The 21,016-nt window shown below is 71.2% G+C and carries 20 protein-coding genes and 1 tRNA gene; 15 read left to right on the plus strand and 6 right to left on the minus strand.

Annotated elements, in window-relative coordinates:
- Positions 1–12: 12 nt before the first annotated feature.
- A tRNA-Leu gene (locus H284_RS0117255) sits at positions 13–86 on the minus strand.
- Between the two features lie 364 nt (positions 87–450).
- Between H284_RS0117255 and H284_RS0117265 the strand changes: the two genes are divergently transcribed.
- Complete coding sequence (locus H284_RS0117265) at positions 451–828, plus strand: YchJ family protein (RefSeq protein WP_020077213.1); 378 nt, start codon at positions 451–453, stop codon at positions 826–828.
- 6 nt (positions 829–834) lie between these two features.
- On the opposite strand, the gene H284_RS0117270 is transcribed toward H284_RS0117265, so the two are convergent.
- Complete coding sequence (locus tag H284_RS0117270; protein ID WP_020665336.1) at positions 835–3,144, minus strand: Ig-like domain-containing protein; 2,310 nt, start codon at positions 3,142–3,144, stop codon at positions 835–837.
- A gap of 194 nt (positions 3,145–3,338) precedes the next feature.
- On the opposite strand from H284_RS0117270, the gene H284_RS0117275 reads away from it, so the two are divergent.
- The 4 genes from H284_RS0117275 to H284_RS0117290 are packed head-to-tail and all read left to right on the plus strand — an operon-like array spanning position 3,339 to position 7,862.
- On the plus strand, positions 3,339–4,007 hold the full coding sequence (locus H284_RS0117275) for a TetR/AcrR family transcriptional regulator (protein ID WP_018191580.1): 669 nt from the start codon (positions 3,339–3,341) through the stop codon (positions 4,005–4,007).
- Positions 4,004–5,260, plus strand: coding sequence for an MFS transporter (locus tag H284_RS0117280; protein WP_020077215.1), 1,257 nt, complete (start codon positions 4,004–4,006; stop codon positions 5,258–5,260). Before H284_RS0117275 ends, H284_RS0117280 begins: the two co-directional genes overlap by 4 nt.
- Positions 5,260–6,552 carry an amino acid deaminase/aldolase gene (locus H284_RS0117285; protein ID WP_020077216.1) on the plus strand — a complete coding sequence of 431 codons (1,293 nt, stop codon included), beginning with the start codon at positions 5,260–5,262 and terminating at the stop codon, positions 6,550–6,552. The genes H284_RS0117280 and H284_RS0117285 overlap by 1 nt, the downstream gene beginning before the upstream one ends.
- A complete protein-coding gene (locus tag H284_RS0117290) occupies positions 6,549–7,862 on the plus strand; it encodes a D-arabinono-1,4-lactone oxidase (protein ID WP_020077217.1) in 1,314 nt (437 codons plus the stop codon). Before H284_RS0117285 ends, H284_RS0117290 begins: the two co-directional genes overlap by 4 nt.
- A gap of 71 nt (positions 7,863–7,933) precedes the next feature.
- On the opposite strand, the gene H284_RS0117295 is transcribed toward H284_RS0117290, so the two are convergent.
- Both H284_RS0117295 and H284_RS0117300 read right to left on the minus strand, forming a co-directional pair.
- Positions 7,934–8,818: a M48 family metalloprotease gene (locus H284_RS0117295; protein ID WP_020077218.1), complete on the minus strand. Its 885-nt coding sequence runs from the start codon at positions 8,816–8,818 to the stop codon at positions 7,934–7,936.
- Positions 8,819–8,825: 7 nt separating this feature from the next.
- On the minus strand, positions 8,826–9,392 hold the full coding sequence (locus H284_RS0117300) for a LemA family protein (protein WP_018191575.1): 567 nt from the start codon (positions 9,390–9,392) through the stop codon (positions 8,826–8,828).
- A gap of 164 nt (positions 9,393–9,556) precedes the next feature.
- Between H284_RS0117300 and H284_RS0117305 the strand changes: the two genes are divergently transcribed.
- The 3 genes from H284_RS0117305 to H284_RS0117315 are packed head-to-tail and all read left to right on the plus strand — an operon-like array spanning position 9,557 to position 11,768.
- Positions 9,557–10,204 carry a TetR/AcrR family transcriptional regulator gene (locus H284_RS0117305; RefSeq protein WP_231371267.1) on the plus strand — a complete coding sequence of 216 codons (648 nt, stop codon included), beginning with the start codon at positions 9,557–9,559 and terminating at the stop codon, positions 10,202–10,204.
- Positions 10,205–10,215: 11 nt separating this feature from the next.
- On the plus strand, positions 10,216–11,037 hold the full coding sequence (locus H284_RS0117310; RefSeq protein WP_502685493.1) for an ABC transporter ATP-binding protein: 822 nt from the start codon (positions 10,216–10,218) through the stop codon (positions 11,035–11,037).
- Positions 11,034–11,768 (plus strand): ABC transporter permease, encoded by a 735-nt coding sequence (locus H284_RS0117315; RefSeq protein ID WP_018191572.1) that lies wholly within the window; start codon positions 11,034–11,036, stop codon positions 11,766–11,768. The genes H284_RS0117310 and H284_RS0117315 overlap by 4 nt, the downstream gene beginning before the upstream one ends.
- Before the next feature lie 26 nt (positions 11,769–11,794).
- Here H284_RS0117315 and H284_RS0117320 read toward each other — a convergent pair whose 3' ends face one another.
- On the minus strand, positions 11,795–12,241 hold the full coding sequence (locus tag H284_RS0117320) for a hypothetical protein (protein ID WP_018191571.1): 447 nt from the start codon (positions 12,239–12,241) through the stop codon (positions 11,795–11,797).
- Positions 12,238–13,467, minus strand: coding sequence for a winged helix-turn-helix domain-containing protein (locus tag H284_RS0117325; RefSeq protein WP_020077221.1), 1,230 nt, complete (start codon positions 13,465–13,467; stop codon positions 12,238–12,240). Before H284_RS0117325 ends, H284_RS0117320 begins: the two co-directional genes overlap by 4 nt.
- A 140-nt stretch (positions 13,468–13,607) precedes the next feature.
- On the opposite strand from H284_RS0117325, the gene H284_RS0117330 reads away from it, so the two are divergent.
- From H284_RS0117330 to ilvA, 7 genes are all read left to right on the plus strand, one after another.
- Entirely contained in the window at positions 13,608–14,744 is a 1,137-nt protein-coding gene (locus tag H284_RS0117330; RefSeq protein WP_020077222.1) for an ABC transporter substrate-binding protein, read from the plus strand.
- Positions 14,723–15,721 carry an ABC transporter permease gene (locus H284_RS0117335; RefSeq protein ID WP_020077223.1) on the plus strand — a complete coding sequence of 333 codons (999 nt, stop codon included), beginning with the start codon at positions 14,723–14,725 and terminating at the stop codon, positions 15,719–15,721. Before H284_RS0117330 ends, H284_RS0117335 begins: the two co-directional genes overlap by 22 nt.
- Positions 15,709–16,575: an ABC transporter permease gene (locus H284_RS0117340; RefSeq protein WP_020077224.1), complete on the plus strand. Its 867-nt coding sequence runs from the start codon at positions 15,709–15,711 to the stop codon at positions 16,573–16,575. The genes H284_RS0117335 and H284_RS0117340 overlap by 13 nt, the downstream gene beginning before the upstream one ends.
- Before the next feature lies 1 nt (position 16,576).
- A complete protein-coding gene (locus H284_RS0117345; RefSeq protein ID WP_018191566.1) occupies positions 16,577–17,665 on the plus strand; it encodes an ABC transporter ATP-binding protein in 1,089 nt (362 codons plus the stop codon).
- 20 nt (positions 17,666–17,685) lie between these two features.
- Entirely contained in the window at positions 17,686–18,285 is a 600-nt protein-coding gene (locus H284_RS0117350; RefSeq protein WP_231371268.1) for a hypothetical protein, read from the plus strand.
- Between the two features lie 129 nt (positions 18,286–18,414).
- On the plus strand, positions 18,415–19,677 hold the full coding sequence (locus tag H284_RS0117355) for an AI-2E family transporter (RefSeq protein ID WP_018191564.1): 1,263 nt from the start codon (positions 18,415–18,417) through the stop codon (positions 19,675–19,677).
- 50 nt (positions 19,678–19,727) lie between these two features.
- Positions 19,728–20,990 carry a threonine ammonia-lyase gene (ilvA, locus tag H284_RS0117360; protein ID WP_018191563.1) on the plus strand — a complete coding sequence of 421 codons (1,263 nt, stop codon included), beginning with the start codon at positions 19,728–19,730 and terminating at the stop codon, positions 20,988–20,990.
- Positions 20,991–21,016 lie beyond the last annotated feature (26 nt).

Here is a 21,016-nt window from a genome sequence, read left to right on the forward strand (position 1 = left end):
CGAATCGGACGGTACCCCCAGTGGGACTCGAACCCACACTCGGGCGAGTTTAAGTCGCCTGCCTCTACCGATTGGGCTATGGGGGCCGGTGGTGCAGCGGGCCGACGGGCGGCGCGGACGGCCGCCGGTCGCGGTCTAGCGGTCGCGGTAGGGCGACTTGACCATCTGGACGATCGCGGCTGCGGCGATCCCGCCGCCGACGATCACGACGAGCCAGATGAATCCGATGAGCAGACCTTCCATGCGATCAACGCTACACCGTCGCCGCCTCACGCCGCGTCTGCGAAGTCCTTCAGCCGTTCCGGAGTCCTTCTCCAAGGTTCTGCGGCACACTCGTCGCAGACACCCTTTCTGGTGAGGTGTCCTCGGTCCGGCCGGTGCCCGGGATCCCCCGACGCGGGCTCCGGCCGGACCTCCACCCCGCTCGGCGCGGCCGGTTAGGCTCGATGCGTGACCACCCGGTGCCCCTGCCTGAGCGGCGAGACGTACGACGCCTGCTGCGGTCCGCTGCACCGCGGCGAGCCGGCCCCGACCGCGGAGCGGCTGATGCGGTCCCGATTCAGCGCCTTCGCCCTCGGCGACGCCGCGTATCTGCTCCGGAGCTGGCACCCGTCCACGCGACCCGACGAGTTTGAGCTCGACCCCGGGCTCCGCTGGTACCGCCTCGACATCGAGCGCACCGAGCGCGGAGGTCCGTTCGACCGGGACGGCGTGGTCGAGTTCGTCGCGTACTACAAGGGCAGCGAGCGGGGGAGCCTGCACGAGGTCTCGCGGTTCGCGCGCGAGGGGCGCGACTGGTTCTACGTGGATGCGCTCAGCGCATCCTGACGCCGGCTACGGGACCGTGCGGTCGAGGGCCGGCGCGACGTAGCGCTCCCACAGCCACACAGCGACGCTGGCCGCCGCGAAGCCGGCCGCGACACCGACGATGACGATCACGCCGACACCCCGTTCGACGAGGGAGGCCACCGGCAGGAGCAGCGCGAACAGCACGGTGTACACGACGAGGCTCAGCCCGCCCCAGAGCCAGCGCGACCACTGGGCGACGGCACGGCCCGCGAGCCCGCCGAGGGGGAGCAGCATGACGGAAGCCGAGCCGATGCCGATCAGGGCGAGCGCGTTGACGAGTTCGACCAGGAACGCGGTGAACGCCCCGGTGGGCGTGGGGAGCAGCCCCACCGCGAGCCAGGCGAGCACGCCCAGTGCTGCGACGGCCGAGATCTGCACGGCCGCGATCCGGCCGCGGCGCGCGCGGCCGGCGTGCGGGGCCATCGAGAGCCCGAGCACGAGGGCGAACAGCAGAGCGGGCGAGAGTCCGAGCAGGCGGGAGCCGAACGCCGCGACCGCGACCACGACGAGCAGTTCCGGCCGCACAGTGATCCGCGGCACGGGGAGGCCGAAATGCGGCGCCAGGGCGCGACCGGCGAGCACCCAGACCGCGTTGACGGCGGCGACGGCGATCCCGATCGCGAGCAGCACCCGCAGATACGCTCCCGGGTCGGAGAGCGGAGTCGAGAGGGTCACCAGCACCGCCGCGGCGATCCCCACCACGGGCACGAGCCAGCGCGGCTGAGCCCGCACGGACGGCGACGAGGGCACGGCGTCCCCGTTGTGACCCGTCCGAGCGCGTTCCGATCGCGCCGCCGCCCCGAACAGCGCCGAGGCCTCCGCGACGTCGGAACGCGGCCGGTTGCGCCCGAACACGGACACGCGGCGGCGCTCCCGATCCGCCCGGGCGGCGCGCCCGCGGGCGAGCGCGGCGGTCAGCAGCCGCGCCGGCAGGACCAGCAGGAGAAGTGCGGCGATGGCGAGACCGACCGAGCGCATCCACCCGGGCAGGGACGCCGCCGTCACGACCGGTGCGGAGGCGTTGGAGAAAGGCGTCGCGATCCACCCGCGGGTGTCGGGATGGAGTGGTCCGGCACCCGTCCCACCACCGGCCGCGGGCGGCACCGGCACCGCGGGGGTCGGCGTCGGGGTCGGCGTACGCGTCGGCGACGGTGTGGACGGCGTGGTGGCCGCCGTGACGCCGAGGGTGACGGCGTTGCTCCCAGCGCTCACGTTCCCCGCGGCATCCCGCTGCAGGGCGGAGAGCGTGTACGCGCCCGCGGGGAGGGCGCCCTGGCACGACCATGCGCCGGCGGCGACGTCCGCGGTGCAGACCACGGTCGTGCCCTGGGCGGTGGTCGCATAGAGGGTCACGTGCGCGCCGGTCTCGCCCGTGCCGCCGAATGCGACTGCTGTGCCGGCGAGCACAGAGGTGCCGCTGGGTGGGGAGGTGATGCCCGGGGCGGCGGGAGCCGTGCGGTCCACATCGATCGTGACCCGCCCGCTGGCCGCCGACGACTGCGACGAGAACGGAGCCGTCTGCGTCGCCGTCACGGTGTGGCGTCCGTCGGGCAGCGAACCGCTGAGCACGCACGCCCAGCCGCCGTTCGCGTCGACGGGGAAGGTGCAGCTCGCGCCGGTGTCGGCGGTGACCGTGACGCTCGCGCCGGGGTAGGCCGTCCCGCGCACACTGCCGCCGGTCGAGACGACGCCTGTTCCGGCGATCACGGGCGGGTGCAGCACATCCACCCGGGCGCTGTCGGACCCGCTGAGGGTGGACTCGGCGCGGACGGAGACGCCGGGACCATCGGGCAGCGAGGCGAGGGTGCAGCGCCAGTCGCCGTCGTCATCCACCGTGGCGGTGCAGCTCTGCGCGCTTCCGGGGGAGGAGCCGGCCGAGACGGAGATCGTGTCGGTCGGCGTCGCGGTGCCCGAGACGGCCAGCGGGAAGCTGCGAACCAGATCGGGGAGGCGGTCGATGCTCACCGGGCTCGGCGTCGGCGTCGGGGTCGGGGTGTCGGACGGTGACGAGGTGTCCGTCGGCGAGACGGCCGACGGCGTCGGAACGGCCGCCGGGCGCGCAGCAGCGGACGCCGGCGATGAGCCGGAGCCGGAAGAGAAGGAGGCTGCAGCGGACGAGGCTGCGGAGGAGTGGACTGCGGTGGAGCCGGATGCTGCGGTGGAACCGGATGCTGTGAATGCGGACGTCGATGCGCCGGGTGGGGGCGGCGACGCGGTCGCGGGGGGAGCGGCGCCGATCAGGCCGGCCGCGCTGAGCAGGAGGACGGCGAGGGCTGCGACGGCAGCGACCGACACCAGTCGGCTCGACCCCCGTGGCCGGACTGGTGGTGACACGTCGCTCGTAAATCCCCGCATTCCACCCCATTCCAGGGGGTACGGGTGGCCGGTGTCAAACGAATCGCCCGGATTTGCGGCATACTGTGATCTGGGTCAACTGTCCCACTTTTCTTCCCGTGCGACGGAGCGCGGGTGGAGCCCGAGGAGTCCGGATGACGCGCATCCCGGTCGCAGACCGTCGCACCGCCCTGGTCCAGGCCGCCCTGCGCGTGATCGCCCGTGACGGTGTCGCCGCCGCGACGACCCGCCGGATCGTCGCAGAGGCCCGCATGCCGCTCGCCAGCTTCCACTACGTCTTCGCCTCGCGCGATGAGCTGATGGCCGAGCTGATCGAGGCGGCCGTCGGCAGCGAGCAGACCGACCTCGCGCCCGCGCTCACCGCCGACGCAGGCGGGGGAGGGATGCGCGACGCCGTCCGCGCGGGCCTTCAGCACTACTTCGACGGCGTCCGCGCCGATCCCGGCCGCGAGAAGGCCATGTTCGAGCTGACCCAATGGGCGCTCCGCGAGCCGGGTTTCGAGCCGCTCGCGCGCCGGCAGTACGCGCGCTACCACGAGGTCGCGGCGCAGGCCGCCGCCGAGACCGCGCGTCTGACGGGTCACGAGTGGACGCGTCCCCTCGACGAGATCGCCCGCATCCTGGTCTCCTTCACCGACGGACTCACCGTCGGCTGGCTGGTCACCCGCGACGACGCGGCGGCAGCCGCCGTGATGGATGTGGCGGCCGACGCGCTGGCCGCCCTCGCCGTCCCGGCCTCCGAACCGCACCACCGCACCACGCACCACACCCCCGCCCCCTCGACGAACGCAGGTGCACGATGACGAACACGACGACGCCGGCGGTCTTCGCCGAGCCGGTGCGCAAGGTCCCCGGACGGTGGATCGCCGCCTTCGCCGTCGCCTGGCTGGGCGTGTGGATGGCGCAGCTCGCGCCCATCCAGAAGCTCCTGCCCGACCAGGTGCAGGCGCAGTTGCACTCCGACTGGTGGGTGGACAACGTGATCGCCTTCGGGGTCATCTCGGGCATTTCCGGGGTGTGCGCCATCGTCGCCTACCCGCTGACCGGGGCTCTCTCCGACCGCACGACCAGCCGCTTCGGCCGCCGCCGTCCGTGGATCGCCGCCGGAGCCGTGGTCTTCGCCGTCTCGCTGGTGCTGCTCGGGCTGCAGACCACCATGGTCGGGATGGGCGTATTCTGGTCGCTCGCGCTGACCGGCTTCTGCATCCTCACTGCCGCGCTGACGGCCACGATCAGCGACCAGGTGCCTGTTGACCAGCGCGGCTACGTCAGCGGCTGGATCAGTGCGCCCCAGGCGATCGGCATCATCCTCGGCGTCGCCCTGGTCACCTACGTCTTCGTCGGCGCGTTCGTCGGCTACACCGCGATGGCGGTGCTGCTGGTGGTGCTCGTGCTGCCGTTCCTATTCCTGCCGGACGCGGTGCTGCCGGTGGAGCTGCGCGAGCGGATGTCGTTCCGCGGCGTGATCGAGGGTCTGTGGATCAGCCCGCGTGAGCATCCCGACTTCGGCTGGACGCTGCTCAGCCGCGTGCTGGTCAACTTCGGCAACGCGTTCGGCACGTCGCTGCTGCTCTACTTCCTCGAGTTCGGCCTGCGCGACCCCAACGCCGATGACGATCTGCTGATCCTCATCCTCGTCTACATGGTGTTCGTGATCGTGGCGTCGCTCGTGCTCGGCCGGCTGTCCGACCGTCTCGGCCGCCGCAAGGCGTTCGTATTCGCGTCGTCCGCTGTGCAGGGCGTCGCAGCGCTGCTGCTCGCGTTCGTCCCGCAGCTGTCGGTCGCCATCGTCGCCGCCGCGCTCCTCGGCATCGGCTACGGCTGCTTCCTGTCGGTGGATCAAGCGCTCGCCACCCAGGTCCTGCCCGACCCGGAGAGCCGCGGGAAGGACCTCGGCATCATGAACATCGCCCTGGCCGTTCCGCAGGCTGTTGCGCCCCTGTTCGGCGCGATGATCGTGGCGGCGTTGGGCGGCTTCGCCGGCCTGTTCGTCCTGTCGGCCGTGTTCGCGTTCGCGGGAGCGCTCGCGGTCGCCCGAGTGAAAGCGGTGCGCTGATGAGCGACCTCGACCTGTCCACTCCGCCGGCTCCGTCCGAGCGGACGTGGACGACGCCCGACGTCTTCTGGCCGTCGCTCTCCGCGGCGACCGCGCGGCTCGACCCTCCGCTCGCGGTGCTCCACCTGCCCGCCCTGCGGCACAATGCCCACGACCTGCTGCGCCGCGCGGCCGGGCCGTCCGAGCGGCCGGCGAAGGCCATCCGGGTCGCCTCCAAGTCGGTGCGGGTGCGCTCGGTGATGGATGCGGTGCTCGCCCTTCCCGGGTACGCCGGCGTGCTCGCGTACACGCTTCCGGAGGCGTTGTGGCTCGCGGAGGGCGACGCGGAGCACCCGCCGATCGAGGATGTCGTCGTCGGCTACCCGACCGCTGACCGTGCTGCGATCGCCCGGCTCGCCGCGTCACCCGAGCTCGCCGCGCGCGTCACGCTCATGGTCGACTCGATCGCCCACCTGGACTTCATCGACGCGGTGGTTCCGCCGGCGCAGCGGGAGACCATCCGGCTGTGCCTCGAGCTCGACTCCTCCTGGTTCGCGCCGGTGCTCGGTCACGTCGGCGTGTTCCGGTCGCCGCTGCACTCGGCGGCGTCGGTGCGCACGGTCGCCGAGGAGATCGTGCGCCGCCCGGGCTTCGCGCTCGTCGGGATGATGGGGTACGAAGCGCAGATCGCCGGCCAGGGCGACAACCCGCCCGGCAAGTCGGCCTGGGGTGCGACGCTGCGGTGGATGCAGAAGAACTCCCGCGACGAGCTCCTCGGCCGCCGGGGTGAGGCCGTCGCCGCGGTACGGCAGATCGCCGACCTGGAGTTCGTGAACGGCGGTGGGACGGGCTCCATCGAGTTCACCGCCTCCGACGAGTCGGTCACCGAGATCGCCGCGGGCAGCGGACTGTTCGGCGGCCACCTGTTCGACACCTACCGGGCCTTCCATCCGGCACCGGCCGCATCCTTCGCCCTCTCGGTGGTGCGCCGGCCGAATCCTGAGACCGCGACCCTGCTCGGCGGGGGTTGGATCGCCTCCGGCCCTCCCGGGCCCGACCGGATGCCGAAGGTCGAGTGGCCGACCGGGCTGAGCATGGTCGCGCGCGAGATGGCCGGCGAGGTGCAGACTCCGCTCACCGGCGCCGCGGCCGGCGTGCTGCGCATCGGCGACCGCGTCTGGCTGCGGCACACCAAGTCCGGCGAGCTCAGCGAGCACGTCGACGCCTTCCAGCTGGTGGACACCGTGGACGGGCGGGCGCGCGTCGTCGGCGAGGCATCCACGTACCGCGGCGACGGGAAGGTCTTCCTGTGACGGCGGTCGGCGGTCTCTGGCGCAACTGGGGTCGGACGGAGGCGGTGCGCCCGCAGCGCGTGGAGCGCCCGGCGACGGCGGAGGCCGTGCAGCGCGCAGTGCAGGCGGCGAACCGGACCGGGATGCGCGTCAAAGCGGTCGGCGCAGGGCACAGCTTCACGGGCATCGCCGTGGCACCGGGTGTGCAGCTCGACCTCGAAGACCTCAACGGCATCCGCGATGTCGACCTCGAACGCGGGCGTGTGACGCTCGCGGCCGGCACGCACCTCCACCAGCTGCCGCGGCTGCTGCGGCCGCACGGCCTGGGGCTCGAGAACATGGGGGACATCGACCGGCAGACGATCGCCGGGGCGACCTCCACCGGCACACACGGCACGGGCGGATCGTTCGGCGGCCTGGCGACGCAGATCGTCGGGCTCACCCTGGTCACCGGCACGGGGGAGCTCCTGCACATCGACGAGACGGAGAACGCCGAGCTGCTCCCTGCTGCGCGCCTGGGGCTCGGCGCGCTCGGCGTCATCGTCGACATCACCCTGCAGTGCGTGCCCGCCTACCTGCTGCAGGCCGTCGAGCGGCCCGAACCGCTGCAGGCGACCATGGAGTCGTACCTGGAGCGTTCGGCGGGGGAGGACCACTTCGAGTTCTACTGGTTCCCGCACACCGAGACCGCCCTTACCAAGACGAACACGCGCCTGCCCCTGACGGCCGAACGGAAGCCGCTCCCGCGGGTCGGACGGTGGGTGGACGACGAACTGCTGGCAAACGGCCTCTATCGGGGAGTATGCGCGCTCGGCACGGCCGCGCCCGCCGTCATCCCGCCGTTCAGCCGCCTCGCGCAGCGCCTCACCGGCAACCGCGACTTCACCGACCACGCGCCGCGGGTCTACGTCACCAACCGCACGGTGCGATTCCGGGAGATGGAGTACGCGCTGCCGCAGGAGGCCGTGCCCGAGGCGCTCGCCGAGGTGAAGGCGCTCATCGAGCGGAAGGGATGGCGGATCTCGTTCCCGATCGAGGTGCGGAGCGCCGCGGCCGACGACAACTGGCTGTCGACCGCGTACGGGCGCGAGACGGGCTACATCGCCGTGCACCGGTACTACCGGGAAGACCAGCGCGAGTACTTCGCCGCGGTCGAGGAGATCATGGTCGCCCACGACGGGCGCCCGCACTGGGGCAAGCTGCACAGCCGGGATGCGGACGCGCTGCGCGCCACGTACCCGCGCGTCGACGACTTCCTCGCGGTCCGGGACCGCCTCGACCCCGAGCGGCGCTTCGAGAACGCCTACCTGCGCCGCGTCCTCGGCCCCTGATCGCCGAGGTGCACGTCGTGGTCGCTTAATCGCCGGAATAGCAGCCACAAGGTGCACTTCGGCGCTAGAAGCTAGAAGCTGCCGCCCATTTGCTCGAGGCGCTCTACACGCTGGGGGATCGGCGGGTGAGTGGAGAACAGGCGCGCCATGAGGCCCGGCTTCAGCGGGTCGTTGATCCACAGGTGGGCCATGGACGAGTTCTGCTTCTGCATCGGACGGCCGTACGCCTCCAGCTTCAGCAGCGCGCTGGCCAGGGCGTCAGGATGCCGGGTCGTCATCGCACCGGTGGCGTCGGCCAGGTACTCGCGCTGACGCGACACGGCCAGCTGCACGAGCGTCGCCACCAGGGGCGCGACGATCGCGGCGATCAGCCCGAACACCAGCACGACCGGGTTGCCGCCGCCGTTGTTGTTGTTGCGGTTGCCGCCGAAGAACGCCATGCGGAGGAAGATGTCGGCGATGAAGCCGATCGCCACGGTCAGGCCGAAGACGATCATCCCGAGCCGGATGTCGTAGTTGCGGACGTGCCCGAGCTCATGCGCCATGACGCCCTCGAGCTCGGCGTCGGTCATGATGTCGAGCAGTCCGGTGGTCGCGGCGACGGAGGCGTGCTCCGGGTCGCGGCCGGTCGCGAACGCGTTGGGTGCCGGATCGTTGACGATGTAGACGGCCGGCATCGGCGTCCCCGTCGCGATGGACAGGTTCTCGACGACGTTCCAGAGCCGTGGGTTGTCCGCCTTCTGGATCGGGATCGCGCCCGACATGCTCAGCGCCTGGCTGCTGGCCAGGTAGTACTGGAAGAGCGCGTACAGCACCGCTCCGACGAGCACCACGACGAGGATCGTGTAGCTCTGGTAGATGTACGCCGCCAGCCATCCGAGCGCACCGATGAGGACCAGGAACAGGAGGATGATGAAGACGGTGTTGCGCTTGTTCCTGGCGATCGCCCTGTACATCTACGCCCTAGAACTGGACGCGCGGGGGCTCGGCGATCGCGGCGAGGTTGTCGACCTCGAAGAACTCGCGCTCGGTGAAGCCCAGGCGTCGGGCGAACAGGTTGTTGGGGAACACCTTGATCTTGGTGTTGAACTCGCGCACCCCGCCGTTGTAGAACCGGCGCGAGGCCTGGATCTTGTCCTCGGTGTCGACCAGGTCGGCCTGCAGGCGCAGGAAGTTCTGGCTCGCCTGCAGCTGCGGGTACGCCTCGGCCACGGCGAAGATGCTCTTCAGCGCGGTCTGCATGTGGTTCTCGGCGACGGATGCCTCACCCGGCGTCTGCGCGGAGAGCGTCTCGGCGCGCGCCTGCGTCACGGACTCGAAGACGCCTCGCTCGTGTGCGGCGTAGCCCTTGACCGTTTCGATCAGGTTCGGGATGAGGTCGGCACGGCGCTTCAGCTGGACCGTGATGTCGCTCCACGCCTCGTCCACCCGGACCTTCAGGGTGACCAGCGAGTTGTAGGTGGCCCACAGGTAGATCCCGATGATCGCGACGATCACGACGACGATGATGACCGGAATGAGCCATTCCATGTTCGCAGAACTCCTTGTGTGCCAGGCGCCGGGTCGAGCAGATGCGCAGACCTCATCCTAGCTTCGGCGAAGCGCGCTCTCACCGCGTTCTCATCACACTCGAAGCAAGCGCATCGGCTGTGGACAGCACCCTCGGTCGGCGCCTCGGCGTGCAGAATGGGGCCGTGAGCGAAGCAGGTACGCGGCGACGTCCCGGACGGCCGCGGAAGGAACGCGGGGCCGGGTCCGCGCGGGCGTCGATCATGCGTGCGGCGGCGGAGGAGTTCGCCGAGCGCGGGTACGAGGGGGCGTCGCTGCGGGCGGTCGCCCGGCGTGCGGGCGTCGACCCGGCGCTCGTCCACCATTACTTCGACGACAAGGCCGACCTGTTCACCGCGACGCTCGAGGCGCCGCTCCGGCCGGACCGCGCGGTGGATCTGATCCTCGCCGGCACGCAGCACGACATCGGCGAGCGGCTGGTCGCCTACCTGTTGGAGCGTCTGGACGACGAGAAGTCGGGCCGCCGCATGGTCGTCATCCTGCGCACCGCCCTCAGCTCGGGCCCGGGCACGCGCATGGTGCGCGAGTTCCTGCTGCGCGAGGTCCTGTCCAAACTCGCGGGGCTGGTCGGGGGAGAGGATGCTGAGCTGCGCGCCGAGCTCGCCGCCAGCCAGCTGGTCGGTCTGATCATGACGCGGTACGCCCTCCGGGTCGAGCCCATCGCCGGGACGCCCCGGGAGGAGCTCGCGCGTCGCGTCGGCGCCGTCGTGCAGTGGCACCTGTTCGGAGCGCCGGGCGCGCCTCTTGACGCGGAGCCTCCCACAGGCGAATAATTCATCACATGATGAATTCGCGGAGAACGTCCGCGGAAGCGGGCGACGACGCCCTCGCCGATGCGATCGCCATCGAGGGGCTCCGGGTGCGGCGCGGCCGCACCGACGTCCTGCACGGGCTCGACCTCCGCATCCCGCGCGGCCAGGTCGTCGGCCTGCTGGGGCCGAGCGGCTGCGGCAAGACGACGCTGATGCGCGCGGTCATCGGCGTGCAGAAGGTGAAGTCGGGCACCGTGACGGTTCTCGGCCAGCCCGCCGGCACCGCGGCGCTCCGCCACCGCGTCGGGTATGTGACCCAGGCGGCCAGCGTCTACGACGACCTCACCATCCGGCAGAACCTCGAGTACTTCCGCCGGGTGCTGGGCGCCGGCCGCGCCGACGTCGACCGCGCGATCACGGCGACCGACCTCGACGAGCACTCCGGTCGCCTGGTCTCGACCCTGTCGGGAGGTCAGCGCAGCCGGGTCTCCCTCGCCGCGGCCCTGCTCGGCTCGCCCGACCTCCTCGTGCTCGACGAGCCGACGGTCGGGCTCGACCCGCTGCTCCGCGTCGAGCTGTGGGCGCTGTTCCACCGCCTCGCCGAGGCCGGCACCAGCCTCCTGGTGTCGAGCCATGTGATGGATGAGGCCAGCCGCTGCGACCGCCTCATCCTGATGCGCGAGGGGGCCGTGCTCGCCGATGCGACCCCGGCGGAGCTGCTCGCCGAGACGGGAGCCGCCGACGCCGAGGGCGCCTTCCTCGCGCTGCTGCGTCGCCACCACGCCCGGCATGCCCTGCCGGACGCGGAGCCGGATGCCGAGTCGGAGAGCGGAACGGAGGTGGAAACGCCATGAACCCCACGCGCACGCTCGCGACCACCGGCCGAGTGCTCACCCAGATCCGTCATGACCCGCGCACCGTGGTGCTCCTGCTGGTGGTGCCCGCGCTCCTCGTCGGCCTCGTCGCCTGGATCTTCACCGACACCCCGGTGTTCCAGACCATCGGCCCGGCCATCCTCGCCCTGTTCCCGTTCATCGTGATGTTCCTGGTGACCTCCATCACCACGCTGCGGGAGCGGAGGACCGGCACCCTGGAGCGTCTGCTGTCGATGCCTCTCGGCCGCAGCGACTTCATCCTCGGCTACACGCTCGCGTTCGGGCTGCTCGCGGTGGTGCAGGCGCTCATCGCGTCGGCGTACGCGTTGTGGGTGTGCGGGCTCGACGTGAAGGGCGACCCGTGGCTGCTGGTCGCCGTCGCGGTGACGGATGCCGTGCTCGGCAGCACCCTCGGACTGTTCGCGAGCGCGTTCGCGCGCACCGAGTTCCAGGTCGTCCAGTTCATGCCCCTGTTGGTGTTCCCGCAGATCCTGCTCGGTGGGATCTTCCTGCCGCGCGACCAGCTCCCGGCCGGCCTCAAGGAGATCAGCGACTGGCTGCCGCTGTCGCACGCGGTCGATGCGCTGAACGCCGTCGCGACGAACTCGCACGACGCCGCCTACGTCGGCGGTCAGCTCCTCATCATCGGAGCGTTCGCGGTCGCCGCGGTCGTCTTCGGGGCGCTGACCCTGCAGCGGCGCACCGCCTGACTGCGCGGCTCGCGGCGCCGCGGCACCTACGCGCTCGCCTCCTCGTCGGACACCGGCAGCTCGGCCGTGCCCGTGTAGCGGTAGCGCACGCGCGAGCCGGTGCGCGGCTCGTCGATCGGACGCCACTCGGTGCCCACGTTGTCGTCGCCCACGATCGAGACGTCGCGGATGACGTCCTTCGGCTGCCCGTCGACGAACGACTGGATGACCTCGGCATAGACCTCGGAGTCGGGGTTGAGCAGCACCGCGATGTAGTGGTCCGACTGCCGCACCTCGCGCGCGGGCACCCACAGCCGCTCGTCGAACTGCACCAGCGTGCCGCCGTCTGCGGCTGCGTGCGGCCTGACCCCGGTGACGATCCCGTCGAGCCAGGTGTCGCCGTCGTGGTAGGCGTACAGCTCGCGCATCGGCGTCTCGTAGTCGGCCTCGTCGGCCCCGTCCTGATCCAGATAGTCCAGTGGTGACGTCGTCATGCCCCGAACCCTACCCCCGCGCGCAGCGCGCCCGCGAGGAGCGGCGCGAGGTCGCCGCGCGCACCCTCTGTCACCTCGACGCGCTCAAGTCCCTGCCACGCGGCCGTCGAATCCAGCAGCGGGAGGAGCCGGTCGATCGTCGCCGGGGGAGCGCCCGGCTCCGTCCATGCCGACTGCACGCGCAGGACGCCCGCCTGCCGGTCGCTCTTCAGGTCGATGCGCCCGACCAGGGCGTCGTCGAGCAGGATCGGCAGCGAGTAGTACCCGTACACGCGCTTCGGCGCCGGCGTGTAGATCTCGATGCGGTAGTGGAAGCCGAACATCCGCAGCGCCCGGTCGCGGTACCAGACCACCGGGTCGAACGGCGACAGCAGCGCCGCCGCTTCGATCTGCCTCGGCTTGCGGGCGTCGCGGTGCATCCACGCGCGCAGCGGCCGGCCGGCGCTCTCCCAGCCGGGCACCTCGACGGGGACGAGCTCGCCCGCATCCTCCAGCTCCTGCAGGGCGACGGAGACGCGCGGGCCCTTGATGCGGTAGTAGTCGGCGAAGTCGCGCGCCGTGCCGATGCCGTGCGCGACTGCGGCTCGGCGCAGGAGCTCGCGGACCGCATCCTCATCGCTCACGGTCTGCTCCAGCACGCTCGCCGGCAGCACGTCGGCCGCCAGCCCGTAGCGGCGCTGGAACCGGGTGCGCCCGGCGATGGCCACCTCGCCGAACAGGAACATCCGCTCGAGCGCGCGCTTCACCTCCGACCAGCCCCACCACGGGCCGGTGCGGTGGTTCGCGTCGTGCTCGATCTCACCCGCGACCAGCGGGCCGTTGGCGGCGAGCTCGCCGCGCAGCCACTCCACCGTGCTCTCGTTGACCTCGAACCAGCTCCCCGGACCGCCGTACCGGGCGCGGTAGTCGCGCATCCGCCAGGCGAACAGCGGCCAGTCCTCCGTGCGCATGAAGGCGGCCTCGTGCGGCCAGTACTCGGTGTACGGGCCGCGGGCGTCGAAGGTGAGCCGGTCGAGGAGGCCGCGGTCGTAGGCGCCCAGGCGTGCGAACGCCGGGAGGTAATGGCTGCGCTCGAAGACGTTGACCGAGTCGATCTGCAGCAGCCTCAGGCGGTCCATCAGCCCGTTGAGCTGCCGGGTGCCGACCGCGTCGGGATGCGGCCGGCCGAAGCCCTGCGCGGCCAGCGCGATGCGACGTGCGAGTGCGGGGGAGACCTGTTCGACCACGCGACGACCCTATCGACAACCCCGGACACCGGACGTTCACCGCCGCGTCACCGGCACGCGACCGCCCGGACGCCTGGCCTTCCTACCGTGACCACGTCCGGGCGCTCCGCCCGGTCGACACCTTGCACTGGAGGAAACCCGTGATCAACAAGCGCGCACGTGTCGCCGGCTTCGCCGCCGCGGCCGCCGTCGTCGCACTCTCGCTCTCCGCCTGCTCCGGTGGCGCGAGCGCCAGCACCGCAGACACCGCGAAGATCAACTCCGCCACCGACGTCGCGTCGGCCGGCGGGATGGACGCGCTGGTCGCGGCCGCGAAGAAGGAGGGCAGCCTCAACATCATCGCGACGCCGGGCGACTGGGCGAACTACCAGGAGATCTTCGACGGCTTCACCAAGAAGTACGGCATCACGATCAACCCGAGCCAGGACAGCGCCTCCAGCCAGGAGGAGATCGACGCCGCCAAGAAGCTCAAGGGCCAGGACACCGCTCCGGACACCTTCGACGTCGGCTCCTCGGTCGCGCTCGCGAACACCGAGTACTTCGCGCCGTACAAGCCGACCGGCTGGGACGACATCCCCGACAACCAGAAGGAGAAGGACGGCCTCTGGAAGGTCGGCTACTACGGCGTCATGGCGGTCGGCTACGACGCCAACAAGATCAAGACCGCTCCGAAGTCGTTCGACGACCTCCTGAAGCCGGAGTTCAAGGGCGCGGTCGCGCTCAACGGCAACCCGACCCAGGCGGCGGCAGCGGCCGGCGCCGTCGCGTACGCCACCCTGCAGAACGGCGGAACGCTCGACGACCTGACCCCCGGCATCGACTGGTTCACCAAGCTGAAGAAGGCCGGCAACTGGAACGCCGCCGACGGCAAGCCGAACACCATCGCCTCGGGTGAGACCCCGGTGCTTCTCGACTGGTCGTTCAACCAGAAGGGCTACGCCACCTCCGACACCATCAAGGGCGGCGGCGTGAACTGGAAGTACGTCGTGCTCCCGGGCACCGCATACGTCGGCTACTACAACCAGGCCATCAACAAGGACGCCCCGCACCCCGCGGCCGCGCGCCTCTGGGAGGAGTACCTCTACAGCGACGCCGCCCAGAACGCATGGCTGAAGGGCGGCGCCTACCCGGCGCGCGTCGACGCGATGGAGAAAGCCGGGACGCTCGACAAGGACGAGTTCCCGGGCAAGCTGGATGAGGTGGCCGTCATGAGCGACAAGCAGGCCACCGACGCCGGCACCCTGCTGAACGCCAAGTGGGCGAACGCGGTCGGCTGATGACCGAGACCGTCACAGGCGCCGCGGCGCCTGCGGTCGGACGCACCGCCGCCGGAGTCTCCGAGACGGAGACCCGGCGGCGGCCGTCGTCGGCCCGGCCCGCTGTCGAGCGGCCGGCACGCCGCCGCCGGACGGGCGCGGCCGCCGTGCTGGGGCTGACCCCGTTCGCGTTCTACGTCATCGTGTTCCTCGCCATCCCGACCGTCGTCGCGGTGGGCAGCGGGTTCCTCGACGACGCCGGCCGCTTCACCTGGGCGAACCTCACCGGTCTCGCCGAGCCGGCCATCGCCGGTTCCTTCTTCGGCGCGTTCTGGCTCTCGGCCGTGACCGCCGTCGTCGGCGCGATCGCCGGAGCCGCGCTCTGCTTCGCCTTGCTCCGCTCGCGGTCCGGCGGGGTGACCCGCTCCCTGGTGGATTCGGCCAGCAGCGTCCTCGCCCAGTTCGGCGGTGTCATGCTCGCCTTCGCCTTCATCGCCACGATCGGCGCGCAGGGCCTGGTGACGGTGCTGCTGCGGAACGTCGCGCACATCAACATCTACGAGAACGGCGTCTGGCTGTACACGGTGCCCGGCCTCATCCTCCCGTACCTCTACTTCCAGATTCCCCTCATGGTCATCACCTTCATGCCTGCGTTGGAAGGTCTCCGCCCGCAATGGCTGGAGGCGACGGCGACCCTCGGCGGCAGCCGCTGGACGTACTGGACGCGCGTGGGCGGCCCCATCCTGCTCCCGTCGTTCCTCGGCAGTCTGCTTCTGCTGTTCGCCAACGCGTTCTCGTCGTACGCGACGGCCGCGGCCCTCGTCGGCCAGGCGAACAACATCGTGTCGTTGCAGATCCGGCAGGCGCTCATCAGCGAGACCGTGCTCGGCCGGGCGAACCTGGCCGGGGCGATGGCTCTCGGGATGCTGCTGGTCATGGTCGTCGTCATGCTCGGCTACTCGGCCCTGGTGCGACGGACGGCGCGGTGGCAGCGATGAGCCGCGCGGTCGAGTCGCGCCCGGTCCGCCCGCGCCCGGTCCGCCGTCGAGCCCCCGAGCTGCGGCTCGGCCCCGGTCCCGTGGTGCGTGCCGTGATCTGGACGCTGCTCGGGCTGTTCTTCCTCATCCCGCTGTTCTCGATGGTCGAGTTCACCCTGCGCACCGCGAAGCCCGGCGTGTACAACCTCGACCGCTGGGTGGCCGTGTTCTCGGGCGAGACCACCCGGTACGACCGCGTCTACCAGGGCCTCGGCAATTCGCTCGTTCTGGCGGTGGTGACGGTCGCGATCGTGCTCCTCGTGCTGCTGCCGACGATCGTGCTCGTCGAACTGCGATTCCCGAAGCTGCGGAGGCTGCTGGAGGGCATCTGCCTGCTGCCGATCATGATCCCGGCGATCGTGATGGTCGTCGGTCTCGCTCCGACCTACGCGGTGGTGACCGAGGTCTTCGGCTCCGGCGCCTGGACGCTCGCCTTCGCGTACGGCATCACCGTGCTGCCGTACGCCTACCGGGCGATCCAGAGCAACGTCGCCGCCGTCGACATGATCACCCTCAGCGAGGCCGCCCGGTCGCTCGGCGCCGGCTGGTGGACGGTGTTCTCGCGGGTCCTCGTGCCGAACCTTCGGCGCGGCATCCTCGCCGCCTCCGCCCTCTCCGTCGCCGTCGTGCTGGGCGAGTTCACCATCGCCTCGCTGCTCTCCCGCGTCAACCTGCAGACCTCCCTGCTGCTGGTGTCGCAGTCCGACCCCTTCGTCGCGGTCATCTTCGCGCTCCTCGCGCTGGTGTTCGCGTTCGTCCTCCTCGTCGTCGTCGACCGCCTCGTGAGCGTCCGGCGCCGCACCGCGAAAGGCTGACATGACCGCCCTCGAGACCCCGCTCCTCTCCTCCCGCACCGGCTCCACCGTCGAGCTGCGCGACCTCGTCCGCGACTTCGGCGGCGGCGTCGGCCTGTCGGGGTTCGACCTCGAGGCCGCGCCGGGGGAGCTGATCGCCCTCCTCGGCCCCAGCGGGTGCGGAAAGACCACTGCGCTCCGCTCGCTCGCCGGACTCGAGCGGGTGGACAGCGGCAGCATCCTCATCGACGGACGTGACGTCACCGACGAGCCCACCAGCCGCCGCGACCTGGGGATGGTGTTCCAGTCGTACTCGCTGTTCCCGCACCTCACCGCGGGCCAGAACGTCGAGTTCGGGCTGCGGATGCGCAAGGTCGCCCCGGCGGACCGCCGCCGCCGCGCCGCTGAGGCCCTCGAGCTGGTCGGCCTCGACCACCACGCGGGCCGGTACGCGCACCAGCTGTCCGGCGGCCAGCAGCAGCGTGTCGCCCTCGCCCGCGCCCTCGTCACCGAGCCGCGCGTCCTGCTGCTCGACGAACCGCTGTCGGCGCTCGACGCGAAGGTCAGGGTCCAGCTCCGGGATGAGATCCGCCGCATCCAGACCGAGCTCGGCATCACCACGTTCTTCGTCACGCACGACCAGGAGGAGGCGCTCGCCGTCGCCGACCGGGTCGCCGTGATGCGCGCGGGCCGGATCGAGCAGATCGGCAGCCCGGAGGAGCTGTACCACCGCCCCGCGACCGCGTTCGTCGCCGAGTTCGTGGGCCTCACGAACCGGGTGGACGGCGTGGTCGCCGGCGGGCGGCTCACCGTCCTCGGACACGAGGTGCCGCTCGCCTCCGATGCGGTCGACGGCCCCGTGACCGCGTATCTGCGGCCGGAGGACGTCGTGCTCGCCGGCGGCGGCATCCCGGCTGTGGTGCTCACGACGAGCTTCCTCGGCGCGCTGCGCCGCACGCGCGTCCGGCTGGAGGACGGCACCGAGCTGTCGCTTCAGCACGGCGCCCGCGAGCGGCCGGAACCGGGCGAGCGGGTCGCCGTGGGGCTCACCGGGTCTCCGGTCACCGTCGCGCCGCGGGACGCCGGAAATGGGGCAGTCCCGGCGCGCTGACCGCGGAGTAGAGTCCGCGCATGTCCAGCGAGACTCCGAATCGGGGTGGGCGTGCGGGGGAGGACGCAGAAGTCGCTGTGCAGATCGATCCCGCAACGTTCGAGAAGACCCAGTCCCTCACGGACATCGCGCACCGCATCTCGGTGCACGATGTCATCACTTTTCCCTGGTACCGCCCCATCGACACCATCAGCCCCACGCACACCGTGGGGAAGGGGCGGACCAACCTGACCCTCATCGCGTCCGACATCATGCAGACGGACACGACCGGCACCCCGTACGCGTCGTTCACGTACCGCCCGACACCGTCCGGCGGTCCGGGGGTCTCGGTGCACTTCACGCCGGGCGACTACGGGGCGACGGCGGTCGGCGACTACGTCGTCACCTTCGTCATCGCGGCGAACGGCAGCGTGAACCTCACGGTCGGCGGCTACGCGGGCGGCACGATGCCCACCGGGCTCGGCCCGCGGATCGTGAACGGGAACGTCGCCATCGTCGTCGGGCTCAAACACGTGCCGCCGACGCAGGTGACGTATGCCTCCATCCAGCAGACCGGGGGAGCCACCTGGCAGTGGTACCGCACGGCCATCGAGTATCCGCCGCTGATCCTGCAGCTGTGAGCCGGCGCCCCTGAGCCGAGGCACCGATCCAAGGCCCCGGCCGGCCCCGGATCCGCCCGGCTGTCAAGGGGCCGGGAGCCGCGGCCCCGTTTCGGCGAACGAGCGGAGCCGCGGCCTACACTGACGGTCATGTCCGACATCGACCGCCCCGTCCCGTCGCCCACGACTGCGCCCGGAGCCGGCCCCGAGGCCAACCGCGCACCGGCCCGCGCCTGGTTCCAGCGCCGCCGCCGAGAGCTCGGCGAGCCGATCGAATCCGCCGACGAGACGGTCCCGCGCGGGATGCGCATCGCCGGCGCGTGGTCGTGGCGCCTCCTGGTGATCGGTGCGGTCCTCGCCGTCGTCATCTTCCTGATCATCCAGCTGAAGCTCATCGTCATCCCCGTGCTCATCGCGGTGCTGCTGGCGGGCCTGCTGGTTCCGTTCAAGGATTTCCTGGTGCGGCACCGCTGGCCGAAGTGGCTGGCGATCGTCGTCGTGCTGATCACGCTGGTCGTCGTCGTGGGCGGGCTGCTCTACCTGGCGATCTGGCAGGTGACGCGGCAGAGCGGGGAGCTGCAGAAGCAGTCGGTCGCGTCCTTCAACGACCTGCAGGCCTGGCTGACGAGCGGACCGCTCGGACTCAGCCCCGACCAGATCAGCAACGCGTTCGCGTCGATCGGGAAGTCGATCCAGCAGGACGGGCAGGTCTTCCTCTCGGGTGCGCTGTCGGTCGGCTCCACCCTCGGCCACGTCTTCGCGGGCGCGCTGCTCGTGCTGTTCAGCACCATCTTCATCCTCATCGACGGCAAGAGCATCTGGGGATGGATCGTCCGCGTCTTCCCGAAGCGGTCGCGCGCGGCGATCGACGGGGCAGGACAGGCCGGCTGGGTCACGCTCAAGAACTTCGCGAAGGTGCAGGTGCTGGTCGCCTCGATCGACGCGCTCGGCATCGGCCTCGGGGCGTTCTTCCTCGGGCTGCCGCTCGTCATCCCGATCTCGGTGCTGGTGTTCCTCGGCTCGTTCATCCCGGTCGTCGGTGCGGTCGTCACCGGAGCGCTGGCGATCTTCATCGCGCTCGTCTTCAAGGGCTGGGTGTTCGCGCTGATCATGCTCGGCGTGGTGCTGCTGGTGCAGCAGATCGAGGGACACATCCTGCAGCCGCTCATCATGGGCAGCGCCGTCAAGGTGCACCCGCTCGCCGTGGTGCTCGCCGTCGCGGCCGGTTCGCTGCTGGCCGGCATCCCCGGCGCCCTGTTCGCCGTGCCGTTCGTCGCCGTGCTGAACGTGATGGTGCACTACATCGCGAGCGGCGTGTGGCGGAATGTGCCGCCCACGGATTACACGCCACCCGAGCGGGCGATCTGGGAGACGGTCCCGCGGCCGGTGCGCCGCCCGCCCGCGCGGTCGTAGCACGAGCACGCATACAGTCGCCGGCATACGAGCGCCGCTAGGCTGAGCGCGTGGCAACCGCGACCGATCACACGCGCACCCCGTTCGCAGGCCCCAGCCTGGACGAGTTCGAGGCTGCGCGCGCCATCGTCGCCCACGTCGCCCAGCCGACGCCGATGGAGAGCTCGCGGTTCCTGACCGAGATCCTCGGCGCCCCGGTGCTGCTCAAGTGCGAGAACCTGCAGCGCACCGGCTCCTACAAGATCCGCGGCGCCTACAACCGGATGTCGAAGCTGAGCGCCGAGGAGCGCGCACGCGGCGTCGTCGCCGCCTCCGCGGGCAACCACGCGCAGGGCGTCGCCTTCGCCGCGCGCGAGCTCGGCATCCACGCGACGATCTTCATGCCGGTCGGTGTCGCCATCCCGAAGTTCCAGGCCACACGCGCCTACGGGGCGGATGTGGTGCTCAGCGGCAGCATCGTCGACGAGACGCTGCAGGCGGCCGCCGACTTCGCCGCCGAGACCGGCGCCGTGCTCATCCCGCCGTTCGACCACCCGGACGTGGTCGCCGGCCAGGGGACGCTCGGCCTCGAGATCCTCGACGCCGTCCCCGACGTCTCGACCGTCGTCGTGCCGATCGGCGGAGGCGGCCTCATCTCCGGTGTCGCCAGCGCGATCAAGCAGCGCGCGGCGATCACGGGTCGGACCGTCCGCATCGTCGGCGTGCAGGCGGCCAACGCCGCCGCGTACCCGCCGTCGCTCGCCGCGGGGGAGCCGACCGACATCTCCCTCACCGGCACGATCGCCGACGGCATCGCCGTGCGGCGGCCCGGCGCCCTCAACTTCGAGATCATCCGCGAGGCGGTGGACGAGATCGTCACCGTGTCGGAGGACGACATCGCTCGCGCCATGGTCGTGCTCCTGGAGCGTGCCAAGCTCGTGGTCGAGCCCGCGGGCGCGGCCGGCGTCGCCGCCATCCTCGCCGGGTCGGTCACCGCCGACGGCACGACCGTCGCCATCCTCTCCGGTGGCAACATCGACCCCCTGCTCATGCAGCGCGTGATCAGCCAGGGTCTTGCCGCCTCCGACCGCTACCTCAAACTGACGATCATGCTCCCGGACCGCCCCGGCCAGCTGGCGCGCATCGCTGAGATCCTCGCGGGCGTCAACGCGAACGTGGTCGAGGTGCTGCACACCCGGCACGGGCGCGGGATGCAGATCACCCAGGTCGAGCTGAACGTCAGCGTCGAGACGCGCGGCACCGACCACCGCCGGCACGTCATCGACGCCCTCCGCGCCGCCGGATACGACCCCGTCGTCGTCGACGACGAGTAGCCCCCACACACGCCAACAGCTCCTGA

The organism is Cryocola sp. 340MFSha3.1 (assembly GCF_000383315.1).
Classification (GTDB): Bacteria; Actinomycetota; Actinomycetes; order Actinomycetales; family Microbacteriaceae; genus Leifsonia.